Source organism: Nonomuraea sp. NPDC005692 (assembly GCF_040631115.1).
Classification (GTDB): Bacteria; Actinomycetota; Actinomycetes; order Streptosporangiales; family Streptosporangiaceae; genus Nonomuraea.
Map to the genome: position 1 here is coordinate 90,964 of NZ_JBEXYU010000009.1, position 17,964 is coordinate 108,927.

Annotated in this window: 13 protein-coding genes; 6 read left to right on the forward strand and 7 right to left on the reverse strand. The window is 72.4% G+C overall.

The genetic code is table 11. The features are described from left to right. Positions 1–30: 30 nt before the first annotated feature. Positions 31–2,403 carry a phospholipase D-like domain-containing protein gene (locus ABZ459_RS20845; protein WP_357972317.1) on the reverse strand — a complete coding sequence of 791 codons (2,373 nt, stop codon included), beginning with the start codon at positions 2,401–2,403 and terminating at the stop codon, positions 31–33. After that, the gene (locus ABZ459_RS20850; RefSeq protein ID WP_357972320.1) at positions 2,400–4,109 is read right to left on the reverse strand and encodes a beta-N-acetylhexosaminidase; all 1,710 of its coding nucleotides are present in this window, start codon (positions 4,107–4,109) and stop codon (positions 2,400–2,402) included. The genes ABZ459_RS20845 and ABZ459_RS20850 overlap by 4 nt, the downstream gene beginning before the upstream one ends. Before the next feature lie 129 nt (positions 4,110–4,238). Here ABZ459_RS20850 and ABZ459_RS20855 point away from each other — a divergent pair, with 129 nt between their 5' ends. From ABZ459_RS20855 to ABZ459_RS20865, 3 genes are all read left to right on the forward strand, one after another. Further along, the gene (locus ABZ459_RS20855; protein ID WP_357972323.1) at positions 4,239–5,414 is read left to right on the forward strand and encodes an ROK family protein; all 1,176 of its coding nucleotides are present in this window, start codon (positions 4,239–4,241) and stop codon (positions 5,412–5,414) included. A 115-nt stretch (positions 5,415–5,529) separates the two neighbouring features. After that, positions 5,530–5,988, forward strand: a complete 459-nt coding sequence (locus tag ABZ459_RS20860) for a MarR family transcriptional regulator (RefSeq protein ID WP_357972326.1) — start codon at positions 5,530–5,532, stop codon at positions 5,986–5,988. 13 nt (positions 5,989–6,001) lie between these two features. Beyond that, positions 6,002–7,231 carry an epoxide hydrolase gene (locus ABZ459_RS20865; RefSeq protein WP_357972329.1) on the forward strand — a complete coding sequence of 410 codons (1,230 nt, stop codon included), beginning with the start codon at positions 6,002–6,004 and terminating at the stop codon, positions 7,229–7,231. Between the two features lie 46 nt (positions 7,232–7,277). Here the strand turns inward: ABZ459_RS20865 and ABZ459_RS20870 are convergent, their stop codons facing one another. The 4 genes from ABZ459_RS20870 to ABZ459_RS20885 all read right to left on the reverse strand — a co-directional run bounded on the left by ABZ459_RS20870 (position 7,278) and on the right by ABZ459_RS20885 (position 11,299). Then, positions 7,278–8,366 (reverse strand): CU044_5270 family protein, encoded by a 1,089-nt coding sequence (locus ABZ459_RS20870; RefSeq protein WP_357972332.1) that lies wholly within the window; start codon positions 8,364–8,366, stop codon positions 7,278–7,280. Then, positions 8,363–8,902: an RNA polymerase sigma factor gene (locus ABZ459_RS20875; protein ID WP_357972335.1), complete on the reverse strand. Its 540-nt coding sequence runs from the start codon at positions 8,900–8,902 to the stop codon at positions 8,363–8,365. Before ABZ459_RS20875 ends, ABZ459_RS20870 begins: the two co-directional genes overlap by 4 nt. A gap of 95 nt (positions 8,903–8,997) precedes the next feature. Further along, positions 8,998–9,897 (reverse strand): aminoglycoside phosphotransferase family protein, encoded by a 900-nt coding sequence (locus ABZ459_RS20880; protein ID WP_357972338.1) that lies wholly within the window; start codon positions 9,895–9,897, stop codon positions 8,998–9,000. Between the two features lie 178 nt (positions 9,898–10,075). Further along, positions 10,076–11,299 (reverse strand): oxygenase MpaB family protein, encoded by a 1,224-nt coding sequence (locus ABZ459_RS20885; RefSeq protein ID WP_357972341.1) that lies wholly within the window; start codon positions 11,297–11,299, stop codon positions 10,076–10,078. A 290-nt stretch (positions 11,300–11,589) separates the two neighbouring features. Between ABZ459_RS20885 and ABZ459_RS20890 the strand changes: the two genes are divergently transcribed. Next, the gene (locus tag ABZ459_RS20890; protein WP_357972809.1) at positions 11,590–12,237 is read left to right on the forward strand and encodes a TetR/AcrR family transcriptional regulator; all 648 of its coding nucleotides are present in this window, start codon (positions 11,590–11,592) and stop codon (positions 12,235–12,237) included. Positions 12,238–12,255: 18 nt separating this feature from the next. On the opposite strand, the gene ABZ459_RS20895 is transcribed toward ABZ459_RS20890, so the two are convergent. Next, positions 12,256–12,696: a hypothetical protein gene (locus tag ABZ459_RS20895; RefSeq protein WP_357972345.1), complete on the reverse strand. Its 441-nt coding sequence runs from the start codon at positions 12,694–12,696 to the stop codon at positions 12,256–12,258. Between the two features lie 305 nt (positions 12,697–13,001). Here ABZ459_RS20895 and ABZ459_RS20900 point away from each other — a divergent pair, with 305 nt between their 5' ends. Both ABZ459_RS20900 and ABZ459_RS20905 read left to right on the forward strand, forming a co-directional pair. After that, positions 13,002–16,178 carry an amidohydrolase family protein gene (locus ABZ459_RS20900; RefSeq protein ID WP_357972348.1) on the forward strand — a complete coding sequence of 1,059 codons (3,177 nt, stop codon included), beginning with the start codon at positions 13,002–13,004 and terminating at the stop codon, positions 16,176–16,178. 221 nt (positions 16,179–16,399) lie between these two features. Next, positions 16,400–17,950 carry an alpha/beta hydrolase gene (locus ABZ459_RS20905; protein WP_357972351.1) on the forward strand — a complete coding sequence of 517 codons (1,551 nt, stop codon included), beginning with the start codon at positions 16,400–16,402 and terminating at the stop codon, positions 17,948–17,950. The last annotated feature ends 14 nt before the right edge of the window (positions 17,951–17,964 follow it).

Consider the following 17,964-nt stretch of genomic DNA (forward strand, 5'->3'; position numbering starts at 1 on the left):
ATGATGATCAGGGTCTCGATCTCGGCGGGCTCACAGTCCGGTGTTGGTGAAGCCGGTCCTGGCCACGACGTCGCCGTATCCGTTGGCGTCGAAGTCCTCGACGTAGAAGAGGTGGAACCCGCGGCCGTCGGCGGCGACGGCGGTGCCCGACTGGTCGCCGGCGGTGTTCGGGTTCATGCGCTCGCAGGGGAAGCGGCCGGTCGTCGTGCCGTCGGCGTTGAACCCGCGGGCGTACACCTCGTGGGAACGGCCGGCGTTCCACAGGTCGGACTCGGTCCAGCCGACCACGAACCGCCCGGTGTCGTCGACGGCCACGGACGGTGACCCCTGGACGGCGCAGCGATAGGTCTGGTCCATCTTCCCGCAGAGCGGCGGGTACTCCTTGCCGCCGTCGGAGGGCGTGTTCGGCGCGAACTTGCCGAACGCGACGGGGGTCTCCGCGAACCTCTGCCCCAGGGAGGGCGTCAGGCCGCGCGTCCGCACCCGCCAGACGGTCGTCACGTCGCCGCCGGTGACCGCCACGTTGTCGCTCCAGACCACGACGCTGTCGCCGCCGGGGGTCGTCGCCACGGCGGGGGCCAGGTGCTGGGTCGCGGAGTTGGTGTTGATCCGGGTGGCGGGGGCGACGGTCGCGCCGGTCGCCGAGATCCGCCTGCCGTACACGTCGGGCGCCTGCTGCCAGACCACGGTCGCGGTGCCCGCGCCGTCGACGGCCACGTCGGGCCGGTCCCCCGTGCCCACCTGGAGCGGCGCGAAGGAACGGGCGGTCAGCGAGGCGTAGCCGGCCGCGCGGACGGTACTGGTCGGCCCGTCCTCCCAGGCCACCGTGAACCCGCCGGCGCCGCGGACCGCGATCCTCGGCCGGGTCTGGTCGCCGCTCCACTGCGGGTCGTTGGCCCAGATCGTCGCGCTCAGCGTGCCCGACGGCGAGAGCCTGCGCACCGCGATGTTGTGCTCGCCGCGGCAGTCGCCGTCCTCGGCCCAGGCGACGTAGGCGTTGCCCGCGTCGTCCACGCCGGCCGACGGCTGCACGTGGTTCCAGCCGGTGACGCAGCCGACGCCGCCCATCGAGACCTTGACGGGGCCGGTCACCGGCTGCCCGTCGCGGTAGATGCGCGCGTAGACCTCGGTGCCCTCCACCGAGGCGCGGTCGCGGTCGTCCTCCCAGGCCACGGCCGTGTAGCCGGACCGCACGGCGGCGGCCCTGGGCGCGCGCTGGTCGTCGGGGCCGTTGGCGGTCATCTGGAGTTCTGCCCCCGGGAAGGCCCTGGGGACGATCTTGACGACCTCGTCCTTCATGGCGGTGAAGTCGGCGTCGTAGGCCGCGTAGACGGCCGGGTCGTCGACGCGGACGAAGGAGTCGTCCGAGGCGGTCAGGGAGCCGCCGTTGAGGTTGTGGGAGCCGGTGTAGACGTAGCTGCGCCGCGCGCCGCCCGCCGCCGCCGACGGCCCGTCCACCAGGATGATCTTGGAGTGGATGCTGTCCGGCGCGCAGGTGTCGCCGGCCGGGTAGTGGCAGCCGCCGGGCCGGAAGGTGTGCACCACGATCCCGCCCTTGGCGAGCTCCGCGGCGGTCGCGACGGTCTGGTTGCCCTCGGCCACGAGCACCTCGACGTCGCAGCCCTGCTGCTTCTTGGCCTTGAGCTCGGCGATGACCAGCGGCCGGTCCGTGGCGAACTGCGACTGCACCACGCGGATCGCGCCGGGGCAGCCCACGTCCCGGATCATGGCCGCGACCAGGTCGGCGCTGCCGTAGGTGCTCTGGTCGTAGGCGGTGTCGCGGGGCTCCATCCAGACCGTGACCCTGCCGCTGGTGGCGGTGAACGGCGCCCGCCAGGAGGTGCGCACCTGGGAGACGAGCGTGTCGAACACCTGCCGGTAGCCGTCGGCCAGCGCGGCGTCGCCCGAGCTGATCAGCATGTTCTGGTGCAGGCCGTTGTCGGGGGCGAGGTTCTGCGAGCTCTGCACGACCACGTCGGTCCTGCCGTCCGTGAGCCGGCTGAACACGAGGAACTTGTGGTGGCTGATGTCGGTGTCCGGCCCGTTGCAGCCCTTGTCGCAGAGCGTGACGGGCACGCCGGCCGCGGCCAGCTCGTCCAGGAGCGCGTTGTGCCCCGATCCCTCGGACACCACCCGTACGTCGACCCGCCGGGCGTGCGCCGCCACCAGCGCGTCCTTGACGGCCTTGATCTCCAGCACGAAGGTCGCCACGCGCAGCGTGGAGTCCGGGGCGGCCAGCCCGATCAGCTCCAGCACCTTCGCGGGCAGGGGATCGGCGAGCGTGCCGTCGACGCTCGGCCTGCTGAAGTACGCCGACAGCTCCGGAGCCGCCGCCTGGGCCGGGGTGACCAGGCCGAGCAGGCAGGACAGGCCGACGAGGACGACGGACAGACGCTTGATCATGCTCGCTTCCCTTCGCTGAGGTTCCGCCGCAGGTCGCGGGTCCAGGCCGCCACCTCGGCCTCGGTCTCCGCCCGCTCCCGGGGCCGGCCGCGGACGTCCGGCCGGGTCTGCCACGGCTCGGGACCGGTCTCCTTGCGGTACTCCACGCCCAGCGCGGCGAGCCGGCGCTCGTGGTGGTGCAGCCGCGCCCGGAAGTCGTCGAAGTCGCCTCCGGCGGGGCTCCACACGACCTCGGCGAAGGCCGACAGCCGCGGGAAGGCCATGTAGTCGAGCCCGCGGGGCGAGTCGATGTGCTCGGTCCAGAGGTTGGCCTGCGCGCCGAGGACCCGGGCGGCCTCGGCCTCGGTCAGCTCCGGCGGCACCGGCTCGTAGGCGTGGACGTCACGCAGCGAGATCACGTTGCCGATCGGGACCGGCTCGTCGGGCCGGTCGGACTGCCGGAAGTCCAGGTAGAGCTCGGTGAAGGGGCAGGTGACCACGTCGTGCCCGGCGCGCGCCGCCGCGACCGCGCCGTACGTCCCGCGCCAGGACGCCACGGTCGCCCCCGGCGGCAGGCCGCCCTCGATGATCTCGTCCCAGCCGAGCAGCCGCCGCCCGCGCGCCGCCAGGTGGTCGGAGAACTGGCGGATGAACCAGCTCTGCAGCTCCTCCTCGTCGCGCAGGCCGAGCTCGGCGATGCGGCGCTGGGCCGAGGGGCTCTGCCGCCACTGCTCCTTGGGGCACTCGTCGCCGCCCACGCAGACGTACTCGCCGGGGAAGATCTCCATTACCTGGTCGAGCACGTCCCGGTAGAAGGCGAGGGTGGCGTCCTCGACGTTGAGCACGTTGGGAGAGACGCCCCACCCGGTGGCGACCTCGAGTTGTTCGTCGAGGTTGCCCAGCTCCGGATAGGCCGCGATGGCCGCCTGCGAGTGACCGGGCAGCTCGATCTCCGGCACCACGGTGACGAACCGGTCGGCCGCGTACGACACGATCTCGCGCAGGTCGTCCTGGGTGTAGAAGCCGCCGTGCGGGCGGCCGTCGAACACGCCGTGCCGGCGGTCCCCGAGCGGGCTCTCCCTGCGCCAGGCGCCGACCTCGGTGAGCTTCGGATAGCCCTTGACCTCCAGCCGCCAGCCCTGGTCGTCGGTGAGGTGCAGATGCAGCACGTTGAGCTTGTGGGCGGCCAGCAGGTCGATGTAGCGCAGCAGGTCGGGCTTCGGCAGGAAGTGCCTGGCCACGTCGATCAGGCAACCGCGCCACCGGAAGCGCGGCCGGTCGGCGACGGTGACCGGGGCGAGGAGCCAGTCCTGCTCGCCGACCGCGCCCCTGCGGAAGGCCGCGGGCGGGAGGAGCTGGCGCAGGGTCTGCGCGCCGTAGAACGCCCCGGCCGCGTCACCCGCCTCGACGCGCACCCCGTCGGGGCGTACGGTCAGGCGGTAGCCCTCCGGGCCGAGCCCGGCGGTCAGGACGAACTCGATCGCCCCCGGCCCCGGCGCTCCGGCGGGCAGCGGCAGGCCGGTTGCGGGCGACAACGCCGCCCGCAGCCAGCCCTCCACCCGCGACAGGCCGGGAGGGGCGGCGATCACTGTGGTCGCGGTGAGGGCGAAGGGTTCCCCGCCGTCTGGGGTCACATGGACGGGTCGTGGCAGCAGCAAGACAGGTCCCTGGGGGGTTCGGGGGCGGGATCGTCGGTCGGTGACAGGGCGGGCGGCGGGTCGTAGCATGGCGCTCGGCTTCCGGTCGCCGCGAGCCGCCCGCGGCCATGCCCGTGATCTGGCCTCTTTTCTCGGTGAGCGCCTCGATCAGGATTTATGATGGAGCTCACCATTAAGATTCGTCAAGAAGGGTCATCAGTGACGCTCTCCGTGACCGGCGGCGACCTTCAGCGGCTTCGGCGGCTCAACGCGCTCGCCGCGCTCTCGGCCCTGCGCACCGGCGGGCCGGCGACGCTGACCCAGCTCGCCGAGCGCGCCGACCTGGCCAGGGCCACCATCAAGGTGGTGGTCAAGGACCTCATGGAGCTGGGCTGGGTGGTCCAGATGGATCCGAGCGGCGGCGAGAAGGGCAGGCCCGCGCGCCGCTACCGGTTCCACGCGGAGGCGGGCCGGGTGCTCGGGCTCGACATAGGAGCGCACAAGGTGCTCGTGGTCGTGGCCGACCTCGACGGCAACGTCCTGCACACCACCCGCGAGCCGGTCACCCCCGAGCAGCCGCGCGCCGAGCGGCTGGCCGCCGTGGACCGGGCCATCGACGCCTGCCTGACCGGCTCGGGCACCGCCGCCCCCGACGTCTGGCTCGCGGTCGCGGGCAGCACGGGCTATGTCGACCTGCAGGGGCGCGTCGTGCTCTCGCGGGCCATCCAGGACTGGTCGGACGTGCCGCTGGCCGACCATCTCGGCGACCGGCTGCGCTGCCCCGTCCTGGTGGAGAACGACAGCAGGCTCGCCGCGCTCGCCGAGTGCCGCAGGGGCATCGCCCGCGACGCGCGGAACCTGATCTTCCTGCACGTCGGCCGCCGGGCCGGCGCGGCCGTCGTGCTCGACGGGGTCCCCCTGCGCGGCAGCGGCGGCGCCGCCGGGGAGATCGGCGTGCATCCGCTGTTCAACCTCGGTCACGTGGGCGAGCTGCTGCAGGCCGTCCCGTCGGTCGAGCCCGGCACGCCGCCGGAGGCGGTCGCGGGAGCGGTGTTCGAGGCCGCCAGGCAGGGTGACGTCGAGGCGCGCCGGGCCGTCCTGCGCTACGTCAAGGTGCTCGCGCTGGCCACCACCGCGATGGCCCTCACCGTCGACCCCGACCTGGTGGTGCTCGGCGGGGGGTTCTCGCGGTCGGCCGACGTGCTCATGGAGCCGCTGAGGGTCGAGCTGGAGACGATGTGCCTGCGCACGCCCGAGCTGCGGGCCTCGGTGCTCGGCGACGAGTGCGTGGCCATCGGGGCCGTGTGCCACGGCGTCGAGCATCTGGCCAAGGTGCTCTTCGACCCGGAGATCGACCTGTCGGTCGCGGAACCTCCTTCCTCATTAATGGTGTAGTCCACCAAATATATCGAGCCAAGGCGCGAAGGCCCATGGAAACCTGCCGGCCCTCGCGCCTTTTCGTTTCCGGGCCTCTTCGTCGAGTTACATCGAAGTTCGATATAAATAGGGCGTGGCATCCTCTCAGGCGGACCCCGGCCCCGCCCTCGACCTCGACGAGCTGGTCGGCGCGATCGAGGACTTCAACGCGTACTTCATCCGGCTGCCCTCGGTCAGGCGGCTCAGCTTCTCGACCCTGTCCGTGCTGCACACGCTGGCGGGCAAGGGTCCGATGCGGCTCACCGACCTGACGGCGACGGAACAGCTCAAGCAGCCCGCGCTCACCAGCCTGGTCGCCAAGCTCGAACGGGACGGGCTGGTCTCGCGCCGCCCCGACCCGCGCGACGGCCGCGCCGTCCTGCTGACCCTCACCGAGGAGGGCAGGGACATCGTGCGTTCCCGGCGCGCCGACCGGGTGGCGCGGGTCGCCCGCCTGGTGGCGCACCTGAGCGACGACGAGCGGGCGGAGCTGGCCCGGTACGCGGGCGTCCTCGGCCGCCTGACCGAGATCGCCGCGCGTGTCGAAGACTAGGAGGACAGTTCCCTTGACGAATCGCCCCTTCCCGTTGCGCCCGGAGCCGCTGCACGTACCGGACGAGGTGCTGGACGACCTGCGCCGCAGGCTCACCATGACCCGATGGTCGCCGTCCGCCGGGAACGATGACGGCTTCTACGGCGTGCGCGGCGAGTACCTGCGCGAGCTGGTCGCCTACTGGGCCGACGGCTTCGACTGGCGGGCGGCGGAGCGGGCGATCAACGCCTACGAGCACTACCGGGTGGACGTCGGCGGCGTGCCGGTGCACTTCATGCGCAAGCCCGGCGTCGGCCCCGACCCCGTGCCGCTGATCCTCAGCCACGGCTGGCCCTGGACGTTCTGGCACTGGTCGAAGGTGATCGACCCGCTCGCCGACCCCGGCGCCCACGGAGGGGATCCGGCGGAGGCGTTCGACGTGATCGTGCCGTCGCTGCCGGGTTTCGGCTTCTCGGCCCCGCTGGACGGCCGGCCGGACATGAACTTCTGGAAGATCGCCGACGTGTGGCACGAGCTGATGACCGGCGTCCTCGGCCATGACCGGTACGCCGCCGCCGGATGCGACGTCGGGGCGCTGGTCACCGGGCAGCTCGGCCACAAGTACGCCGACGAGCTGTACGCGATCCACATCGGCTCGGCGCAGAAGCTCACGTTCTTCAACGGCGACCGCGCCTGGGACCTGAGCGGCGGCATGCCCATCCCGGACGGCCTGCCCGCCGACGTGCACGCCCGGTTCGTCGAGCTGGACCGGCGGTTCGCGGTGCATCTGGCGGCGCACATGCTGGCGCCGTCCACGCTCGGCCACGGCCTGGCCGACTCCCCCACTGGCATGCTGGCCTGGATCCTGGAACGCTGGACGAAGTGGTCCGACAACCACGGCGACGTCGAGAACGTGTTCACCAAGGACGACCTGCTCACCCACGCGACGATCTTCTGGGCGGGCAACACGATCGACAGCTCGATCCGCACCTACGCCAACAACAACCGCTACCCCTGGACGCCGTCGCACGACCGGTGGCCGGTCGTCGAGGCGCCCACGGGCATCACGTTCGTCGACTTCGAGAACCCGCCCGGCGTGACGACCGGCGAACAGCGGATCCGGAGCTTCCTCGACGGCGACCGGGCCGCCTGGTACAACCACGCCGACGTCACCTCCCACGATCGCGGCGGGCACTTCATCCCGTGGGAGATCCCCGACGAATGGGTGACAGACCTCCGCCGCACCTTCCGCCCCCACCGCTGACGTCCCTTCCCGTGCGCGACCGAGTCGGCCGGCGTCTCGGCGGGGGTCAGAGTTTCCTGGGCAGCACCGGGGTCGCGTCGGTCCAGCCCGACGCCGTCAGTGCGGTCCACGCGGTGACCTCCGCCCGGTCGCCGTCGGAGAGCCGCTCCTCCACGGCCAGCAGCCGGCCGGACGCGTCGTCGATGACGATCCGTCGCGATCCGCCCAGCAGCTCGATCCCCGTCCCCATGCGCCCCAGAGGGTCGCTGGTCGCGCCGATGTTCCGCACGCTCGGCAGGCCCGCGAGCATCCGGTACAGCCCGGCCCGCACCTTGAGCGTGGTCGGCAGCTGGGACAGCAGGCTGGTGGCCTGCGCGAACAACGACTCGTCGGACGGCTGGCCGATCGGCCCGGTCCACCGCTGGAGGACCTTCTTGAGCGCCGCCGGATCGTCCGGCAGGCCCATCACCTGTTCCGTGGTGACGTGCGCGGCACCGACATGGGGGTAGGACACCTCCGGGTTGCGCCTGTCGTCGAGTCGGTTCGCGAACGGCGGCGCGGGCAGCACCCCGCCCACCCCGGGGACGGCGGCTCCCGCGCAGTCGCCGAGCCGCCACGCGCCCTGCCCGCGCCAGGTCTCCTCATCGGCCGGGGTGAGCGGCTTGCCCGACTGGGCGGTGACGACCAGCCAGCTCGGCTCGCGCGCCGCCTTCGCCATCCAGAGCTCGTGGGCGCACGTCACCCGGTACCTGACGCTCTTGGGTGTCCCGCCGTCGGGGGGCCCCTGGCCCGCCTCCTGCAGCGCCATGCTCTGCCCGACGGTGTGCCAGTAGCGGCCGGTCACCGGGGTCGCGGTCTCGATGCGCTGCGCGGCGGCCAGCAGCACGGTGCGGGCGGACATGGGGACAGGCGCCGCGGGCCGCTGGTCCGTGCTCCGCACGAGGACGACCGCCGCCACCGCGACCGCCGCGACGGCGGTGAACCGCAGGGTGGCCGGCAGCCTCCTTCTCGGGCGCGAGCGTCGGCGACCAGGCTCTCCGGGCGAGTCGAGGGCGGCCAGGACGAGCACATCGGCGGCGGAGAGCCGCGACCCGCGGTCCAGCGAGGCCGGGCGGGCCTTGGCGAGCAGGTCCATCGGGTCGGGCTTGCGGCTCATCGGAGCTTCCTTCCTGGAACGGTGACGGGCTGGGGGGACGTGGCGGTGCCGCCGGCCTCCATCGCCGACCGCAGCCGGCGACGCGCCCGGTGCAGCCGGACGAAGAAGACGGCCTTGGTGCAGCCGAGCACCTCGGCCGCCTCAGCGGTGGACAGGCCGTGCCAGGTGGTCAGGGTCAGCAGCTCCTTGTCGGCCTCGGACAAGGAGGAGAGCGCCCGCAGTACGGCGATCCGCTCGGTGGCCTGTTCGCCCGCGTCGAGGGCGGCCTCCTCGACCCAGGTCCGCAGCTCGGCTTCCAGGGCCTGACGCCGTACGGTCTGCCGGAAGTCGTCGCGCAGGACGTTGCGGGCGACGCGGAAGAGCCATGGCAACTCGGCGTGGGCCGGGATGTCGTCCAGCCGCCGCCAGGCCACCAGGAAGGTCTCGCTGACCACTTCCTCCGCGAGCTGATGCCCGGCGCGGCCGGCCGCGTAGGCGTACACCCGCGGCCGGTAGGTGTCGTAGAGCACGGTGAAGCGCTCGGGTGGGTCGGGCAAACCGTGTCCTTCGATCGCGGATGAGTCGTTCGTAGAACATGTGGTCTGAAGGACGGCTTTCTTACATCCCGGTTCCGGATCTCTCGCGAACCGGTCTAGCCGGCGAGGGCCTCGGTGATCTGACGGGTGGTCTGCGCGGCGACCCTCGGGCTGACGGCGGCGTAGGCGGTGTACGCGTTCAGGCCGGTGGCAAGGGCCCAGCCGCGGCCCCTGGTCCAGGTGGCCTCGTCCACGCCGAGCGCGGCACGGAAGGCGGCCCGGCTGCCGGCCGACATCAGGGTGAAGGCGATCATCAGGTCGGCGGCCGGGTCGCCGATGCCGAGCCCGCCGAAGTCGATGACCGCGCTGACGCGGCCGTCGACGGTCAGCACGTTGCCGGTGTGGAAGTCGCCGTGGAACCAGACCGGCGCGCGGTCCCAGCCGGGGGCGCTCATGGCCGCGTCCCACAGCCCGGTCATGGCGGCGCGGTCGAACACGCCGCCGAGCGCCGCGATGGCGGCCCGCGTCGCGCGGTCACGGCCCGCCAGCAGCTGCCCGGCGAGGTCCGGGCGGGTCTGCAGCGACGGGACGGACCCGGGCGCGAACCGCTGCAGGGCGACCAGGAACTCCGCCAGCCGCTCGGCGGCCACGGACGAGTCGGCCAGCGCCTCGACGGTGGCCACCTCGCCCTCCAGCCAGCGGGACACCGCCCACCGCCACGGGTAGCCGAAGCCGGGCTCGCCCACTTCCACCGGCACCGGGACGGCCAGGGGCAGCCTCGGCGCGAGCCTGGGCAGCCACTCGAGTTCCTTGTCGGCCTGCCCGACGGCGTCGGCGTGGCGGGGCAGCCGGACGGACAGCTCCTCCCCCAGCCGGTAGATCACGTGGTCGGAGCCCGCCGGGTCGAGCAGCCGCAGCGGCAACGCGGCCCACTGCGGGAACTGCGTGTCGACCAGTCTCCTGACCAGGGCGGCGTCGATCGTGGGGCGGGCGTGCGCGGTTCCCGGGACTGCCAAGGACGACTCCAGCGACGGGCCCGCTCCGTGCGGCGGGCGGCCGGACCATCACAGTGCACCGCGAGCCCGCCTGTCGACCCGATTAATGGAGGGCCGCCGGGGACGGCGGGCCGGTGGTCCGGCCCGCCGCGACCTCCGGAGCTGTCCTGTACGCGTTCCCCGGGCGGACCCGCCGGGGTCAGCCGGGGCGGTTGCCGGTCGGGATCACGATCTTGGTCTGCGCGCCCTTGGTCAGGTAGAACGTGGTCCACTTCTTGATCATCTCGTCGAGGAGCCAGGCCGCGGCGGGCACCAGCGGCAACCCGATCACGCCTTCCCTGAACGCCACCAGCAGCGGCCAGGCGGTTTTGACGACCGGGTCCCACAGCGGCTCGCGCGGGATGCCGTTCCAGTCGGCGGCCTGGTTGCCGGTGAGGTACCTGGAGAACGCGTTGACGAGCGGCTTGTCGATGCTGCCGGGGCTGGTCAGCTCCGCGAGCATGTCGCGCAGGATGTCGTTCAGCTCCACGCCCTCCGGCGTCGGCCCCATGTTCCTGGGCAGGACGATGTCCGACTGGGCGTAGGAGGTGTCCCAGGTGGCGGGGATGAACTCGTCCCTGATGCCCAGCATGTGCGCCAGCAGCTGCAACGAGTGCAGGTAGGCCGCGGACTCTGCGGCGGAGATGCGCACCTTCCACTCGCGCATCCCGCGCATGGAGTAGGTCGCCAGGGTGTGCCAGGTGACCAGCATGTCCTCCTGGCTGATCGGGATGGGCCCCGGCCAGTGGGGGGACGACTTGAGCAGGTGCCGCACCGCCGCGTGCACCAGCCGGGTCTTGACGGCCTCGACCACGGCCGTCCCGCCGGGCCCCCAGGCGTTCTGGGGCCTGACCGCGTACGCCAGGACGTTCGTCTTGGCGACCCGGTCCTTCAGGTCGGCGCCGCCCGCGGAGTAGTAGACCGCGCGGGCCTCCTTGGGGATGGCGGTGGCCAGCATGCCGGCCCCGACGATGGTGAGGACGACGATGTAGTTGCCCTTGAGCGCGTGGAACCGCGACGCGGCGTCCAGCTTGGCCTGGTCGGCCCACGACGGGAGCCGGCGCGCCTGCTCGATGAAGGCCCGCAGGTCGGCCGGCAGCCCGGTGGGCAGGGGCTGGTCGTTGCGGTTCCAGTCGTAGAGCAGCCGGTTGACCTCGGGGATGAGCCCGCGGTCGAACAGCGAGGCGAGGAGGGGGTCGGCGACGTCGTCCCACACCCAGCGAGGGTCGGCGCCGGTGCCGGAGCCCGCGACCGAGCCGGATGAGGGCCACTCCCAGCCGTCGGCGAGGGTCTTGGCCTGGGCCGGGGAGGTGATCCCCAGCGCGCCGAGGGCTCCGAGGGCGCCGCCCGAGATCAGTATCTCGCGCCTGCTCAGCTCTGCCATGCTCTGCACTCCTTCGAGATGGGGGGTCCCGCTCAGGGCAGTCTCGATCGGCTCGCCGGAGATCCACCGAACAGGGAGCGCGTGTCGGCGCCGTCGCCGGAATCACGCCTGCTGAGTTCTCCCACGCCGCTTCCTCCTTCTCGTCCGGGGCCGAGAAGTGGGTGATACTGAGAAACAAACCATGAGTCTGTGTATCATCATGAGAGCACGTTGTGATGGACATCACAAGACCCGCCCCTGAGGCAGAATCGATCCAGGAGGTGATCGTGGAATCCGTGCTGTCCGGCTTCATGGCGCCGTCGGGCTCGGAGTCGTTGCTGGAGCGCGCCTTCGTCGACGCCGTCGAACGCGTCGGCGACCCCGACGAGTTGAGGGCACGCATCCTCGACGCGGCCTACGAGCAGTTCTGCCGGATGGGCATCAGGCGCTCCACCATGGAGGACGTCGCACGCCTGGCCAAGGTGTCGCGGATCACCGTCTACCGGCGCTTCGACACCAAGGACACGCTGGTCGAGCATGTGGTGCGCCGGGAGTTCCGCCGTTACTTCGACCAGTTCCTCATCGACATAGAGCAGGCCCACACCCCGGCCGACCGGGTGGTCCTCGGCTTCGTCAGCTCGTTGCGGGCCATCCGCGGCAACCCGCTGATCGGCGGTCTCATCGCCACCGAGCCCGACCTGCTCGTGCCGTCCATGATGACCGACGGCGGCCAGACCCTCGCCACGGTGCGGCAGTTCGTCGCCGGCCAGCTCCGCCGGGAGCAACGCGCGGGCAACGTGTCCGACGGCCTCGACGCCGACCTGGTGGCGGAGATGATGGTGCGCATCTCCACCTCCTTCCTGGCGATCCCCAGCGCCGTCATCGACCTCGACGACGACAGGCAGCTCGCCGAGGTGGCCAGGCGCTTCCTCGTGCCCATGCTCCAGCCGCCCGCCTGACCCGCGGGGCCCGGGGCCTCACCTCCCGCCGGGGAAGGCGGCGCGCAGCGCGGCGCCGCGGGTGATGACGGCGACGCCGGCCAGGGCCAGCGCCGACAGGCCCTGGAGCACGGCGTACCAGGCCGGGCAGAGTCCGGGGATCAGGTCCACGCCGATGATCGCGATCGGCACAACGGTGGACAGGGTGCGCACCCGGTCGAACGCCTTGTACGACCCCTCCGCGGCGCGGACGGTCATCCGGTGGATCAGCGGAGCCATCGCGACCAGCACGACCCCCCGGACCCACATGAAACCGGACGCCTCGCCGCCGGTGAACGCCATCACCGCGACCACGCCGAGAACGATGACACCGATGGCCCCGAAGAGCGCGACGCACTTCTTCACCGTGGCGAGGGCCTGCTGGGCACGGGGGTCGCCGAGGGCCGACGTCGCGGTCGTGGTGTCGCCGGTGTTCGTCATGATCTGTCTCCTCCGTGTCGTTGTGGCAGCGAGCTTAGGAAGCACCCACCGGGCCGGAACATGGGGTTGGCCGTACGGGTGGGTGGGGCTGGCCCCACTTCTGCCGGCGATCCCGTCCCGCCCGTCCCTCTTGACTTATTCTTTTGACCGACATATCTACTTTCCTGAAGGCATATTCCAGCCACGCAATGTTGGCCGAGCAGATGAACTCCGAGGCGATCAGGCAATTCGTCTGGGACCATGAATCGCGCGTCGTCACGTTCAGCCTTTCGCCGACCATCTGAACAGTGGAATGGAAATTCGTGATGTCCCACGCACCGGTTCCCTCCGACGCCTCCGCCTCCCTGTCCGGATCGATGTCAGGGCCGTCCCGGCGGGCCGTCCTGGCGGGTGGCGGCGCCGCGCTCGCCGCCGTGCTGGCCCCGGCCGCACCGGCGCGGGCCCGTGCGGCGCGGGACGCCGGCCGGACGGCCGTCACCTCCGGCACCGACTTCGCCGTCGCGCCCTCGCCCGACGGCCGCCTGCTCGCCCTCGACCTGCTCGGCGTCCTGTGGGTCTGCTCGTCCTCCGGCGGCGCCGCCCGCAGGCTCACCAGCGACCTGTACGACATCGCCCAGCCCGACTGGTCCCCCGACGGCGAGACGATCGTGTTCCAGTCGTACCGCGACGGCGTCTTCGACCTGTGGACGATCCGGCCCGACGGATCCGCGATCAGGAAGCTGACCACCGGCCCGTTCGACCACCGCGAGCCCCGCCACAGCCCGGACGGCCGCACCATCGCCTACTCCTCCGACGCGGGCGGCAGCTACGGCATCCACCTGCTCGACGTCGCCACCGGAGCGAGCCGCGTGCTGACCGACGGCTCGGCCGAGGAGTACGAGCCGGCCTGGTCGCCGGACGGGAGCAGGATCGCCTTCGTCGTCGCCGACACCAGGATCGACGTCGTCGAGGTCGCCACCGGCACGCGCGCCACCGCGGTCACGGTGCCCGCCGGGCAGGTCGTCCACCAGCCGTCCTGGCTGCCGAACGGCACCGACCTCGCCTACCACCACTTCCACGCGGGCGCCAACGACCTGGCCGGCACCGCGGGCGCCCTGGTCACCGGCGAGGAGGTGTTCCCGTTCCGCGCCCGGTTCGCCGCGGACGGACGCTATTACTACACCTCCGCGGGCACCATCAAGGTCCGCCGCCTCGGCTCTCCCACCGCCGGCACGGTCGGCTTCACCGCCGCGCTGACGACGACCACTCCGAAGTACCGGAAAAAAGTCCGGGTATTCGACGAGCCGGGCTCGTTCCCGGTCGTCGGAATCGGCAGTCCGGCCGTTTCACCGGACGGCTCGGCCATCGCCTTCCGCGCGCTCAACGACATCTATCTCGTGCGCGGCGACGGAACGCCCGAACCGCTTTTCCGGGACCGCTGGTGGAAAGCCGACCCGGATTTCTCCCCGGACGGGCGGCGGCTGGCATTCGTCACCGACCGCACCGGCACGCTCAACGTCTGGGTCCACGACCTGGACACCGGCGCCGACCGGCAGGTGACCCGGCTGACCGACTCCGCCGCCCTGTCGGTCCGCTGGTCACCGGACGGGAACGAGATCGCCTACCTGGACCAGGACGGCGCCCTGTGGGTCGTGGAGGTCTCCACCGGCGACCGCCAGAAGATCTACGACGCGACCTTCGAACCGGGCCGCCCGACCTGGTCACCCGACGGCAGGACCCTGGCGATGGCCGCGGTGGTGCCGTACTCGCGGCGTTACCGGGAGGGGCTGTCCAAGATCCTGCTCGTGGACCGGGCCACGGGCGCCGGCACGTACGTCGACCCCGCGCCCCACCGGTCCCTGCAGACCCGCGGCGACGACGGCCCCGTCTGGTCGCCCGACGGCACGATGCTCGCCTTCGCCATGGAGTCGCTGCTGTGGGTGCTGCCCGTCGACCGGACCGGCCGGCCCACCGGCGCGGCCCGTCAGGTCACCCGCGAGGTCTCCGACGCCCCCGTCTGGGCCGGCGACTCGGCCACCCTCCTCTACCTGAACGAGGGCCGTCTCAAGAGGGCGAGCCTCGACGGGAGACCCGCCCGGCCGGTCCCGGTGCGGCTGACCTGGCGCAACGACCCCGGCCCCGACCAGGTCGTCATTCACGCGGGCCGCATGTGGGACGGCGTCTCGGGCCGCGTCGTCCGTGACGTCGACATCGTCGTACGGGGCCAGCGCATCGCCGCGATCGAGCCGCACCGGGAGGGACGGCCCGGTGACCTGATCGACGCCCGCGACGGGTTCGTCATGCCCGGCCTGATCGACATCCACCACCACCGCGAGATGCAGGGCTACGCCTACGGGTCGCGGCAGGGGCCGCTGTGGCTGGCCCTGGGCGTCACCACCACGCGCTCGCCGGGCTCGCCCGCGTACCACATGGTCGAGGAACGGGAGTCGGTGCAGTCCGGCGCCCGGCTCGCGCCGCGCTACCTGGGCACCGGCGAGGCCATCGACGGGGCGCGCATCTACTACAACTTCATGCGCCCGACGTACTCGCACGAGCAGCTGCGGCTCGAACTGCGGCGGGCCGCCGCCCTCGACTACGACCTGCTGAAGTGCTACGTGCGGCTGCCGGTCGGCTGGCACCGGGAGGTCATCGACTGGGCCCACCGCCAGGGCAAGCCGGTCAGCTCGCATTACCACTATCCGGCGATCGCCATGGGCGGCGACCAGACCGAGCACGTCGGCGCCACCAACCGGTTCGGCTACTCGCGCACCGTCACGAACGTCGGCTCGGCCTACTCCGACGTCATCTCCATGTTCAACGCCTCGAAGATGGCCAGGACCCCCACCCTGTTCAACTCCTCGACCCTGTACCGGGAGGACACCTCGCTGGTCACCGACGAACGGGTGCGCCGGCTCTACCCGAACTGGCGGATGGCCGCGCTCCGGGCGACGGTCACCGCGGCGCAGACCGCCGACCCGGCGACGGTCCAGGTGGTCCGGACGAACCTCGCCAACCAGGTCGCGCAGCTCACGGCGATGATCCGGGGCGGTGGCGTGGTCACCGCCGGCACCGACGCGCCGATCGACCACCTCGGGCTCAGCCTGCACATGAACCTGCGGGCCATGGTCCGCTACGGCCTGACCCCGCGCGAGACGCTCACCGCCGCGACCAGCACGTCCGGTGCGTACTTGGGTCTCCCGCTGGGCCGGATCGCCAAGGGCATGTACGCCGACCTGGCCATCGTCGACGGCGACCCGCTGTCCCGCATCGAGGACGCGGCCAACGTCACCGCCGTCGTCGTCGGCGGCAGGCATCACACCGTCGAGCGGCTTCTCGCGCCCTACCCGTCCGCCACCGCCACCGACCAGGCGGCGTCCGCGGCCTCCGCGCCTGCCGGCGGAGTCAAGGCCCGCGTCCCCGTCCATCCGAGCACGGCGGGCCACTGGTGGAACGACCCCGCCCACCTCGACAAGGCCCGCACCGCCTGCTGCGACGGCCACTGAACGAGTCCCGCCCGCGCTGTGCCGGGGCGGCGTAGTCGCGCACGGCGTCCTCGGCCGGCGCGTCCGGCGGCGAGGGGCGGCCGTTTCGCCAGGTGAAGGCCGCCCGGACCAAGACGGCGGAATGTCCGTACGGCCGACCCCGGTCGGCCGTTCGGCCGATCAAGATCAACCGCACGGCCCCCTAGCGTCGGTGCCGACATCATCAGAAGAGGGGGCTTTCTGTGCGTGCACGAAAGATCGTCACAGCCGTCGCCGCGAGCGCGACCCTGATGGCGGGGATGGCGGTCACCGGCCAGGCGTCGGCGGACGTCATGCGTGCCAACGGGACCGACGGCGTGACGAGGTTCCACCGCCAGGCGCTCGCCTGGCACCGCTGCGCGACCGGTCCGGGCGACGACGCCGGCGCGGCTCTGGACGCGGCGGGCGCCCAGTGCGCCGAGGTCACCGTCCCGCTGGACTACCGCAGGCCCCGGGGGCGGACCGTGTCGGTGGCGATCTCACGGATCAAGGCGGCCGATCCCGGCGCGCGCCGGGGCGTCCTGCTGATCAATCCCGGCGGTCCGGGCGGGAGCGGGCTGCGGCAGCCGCTGCTCGGCGGGCTCATGCCCGCCGTCGCGGCCCGCTACGACCTGATCGGGATGGATCCGCGCTTCGTCGGCCGCAGCACGCCGATCCGCTGCCGGTGGACGACCGACACCCCCACCCGGTCGGCCGGCCCGACCCGCCGCACGTTCGACGAGAGCGCGACCCTCATGAAGGAGCTGGCCGCCGGATGCGTCCCGGGCAACCGTGACCTGCTGCCGCACGCCTCCACCCGCAACACCGCCCGCGACATGGACGTCATCCGCGCCGCGCTCGGCGAGCCCAGACTGTCCTACCTCGGCTACTCCTACGGCACCTACCTGGGCGCCGTCTACACGCAGCTGTTCGGTGGCCGCGCCGACCGGTTCGTGCTGGACAGCGCGGTGGACCCGGACGTCTACGGCCCCGACCTGCTGTCCGCGAACGGCCCGGCGATCGACGCCGCGCTGGGGCACTGGGCCTCCTGGGCCGCCGCGCGCGACTCCGAGTACGGCCTGGGCGCCACCGAGGCCGACGTCCTGGCCACCGTGGAGCGGGTGAACCGGGCCGCGTCCCGTCGTCCGCTGCGCGTCGGCGCGTACCGGATCGACGCCCACCACGTCCCCTACCTGCTGTTCATCCGCCTCTACGACGACAGTGCCAAGGCGTACGCCGGACTTGCCGCGGAGGTGCGGACGCTGGCCGGCGCCGCCCGCGGCGACGCGGTCACCGTCCCGGCGTCGCTGAAGGAGACGCTCGACGGCCTGTTCACCGGGTCGGGGTCGGCCGAGGACCGGTCGGGCACCCCGATCCTCTGCGCGGACCGGGCCGCCTCCCACGACCTGGAGTCCTACTACCGCGACATCCAGGCCCACCGCGCGGACGAGCCGCTGTTCGGGCCGATGACCCGCAACCTCGGCCCCTGCTCCTTCTGGCCGGCCGCACCGGTGGAGGCGCCCACCGAGCTCGGCAACGACGTCCCGCTGCTGGTCGTCGGGGCCGACGGCGACCCCGTCACGCCCTTCGCCGGCCAGCGGTCCATGCACCGGGCGCTGACCGGCTCGCGCATGATCACCCTGCGCGGCGCCTTCCGCCACGGCGCCTACCTCGCCGCGGGCGACACCTGCGTGGACGCCACCGTCAACCGGTACCTGGTGGACGGCGTCCTGCCTGGCGGGGACACCACCTGCGACAAGGCCGGCCGGGGGTGATCCCGGCCGGGGAT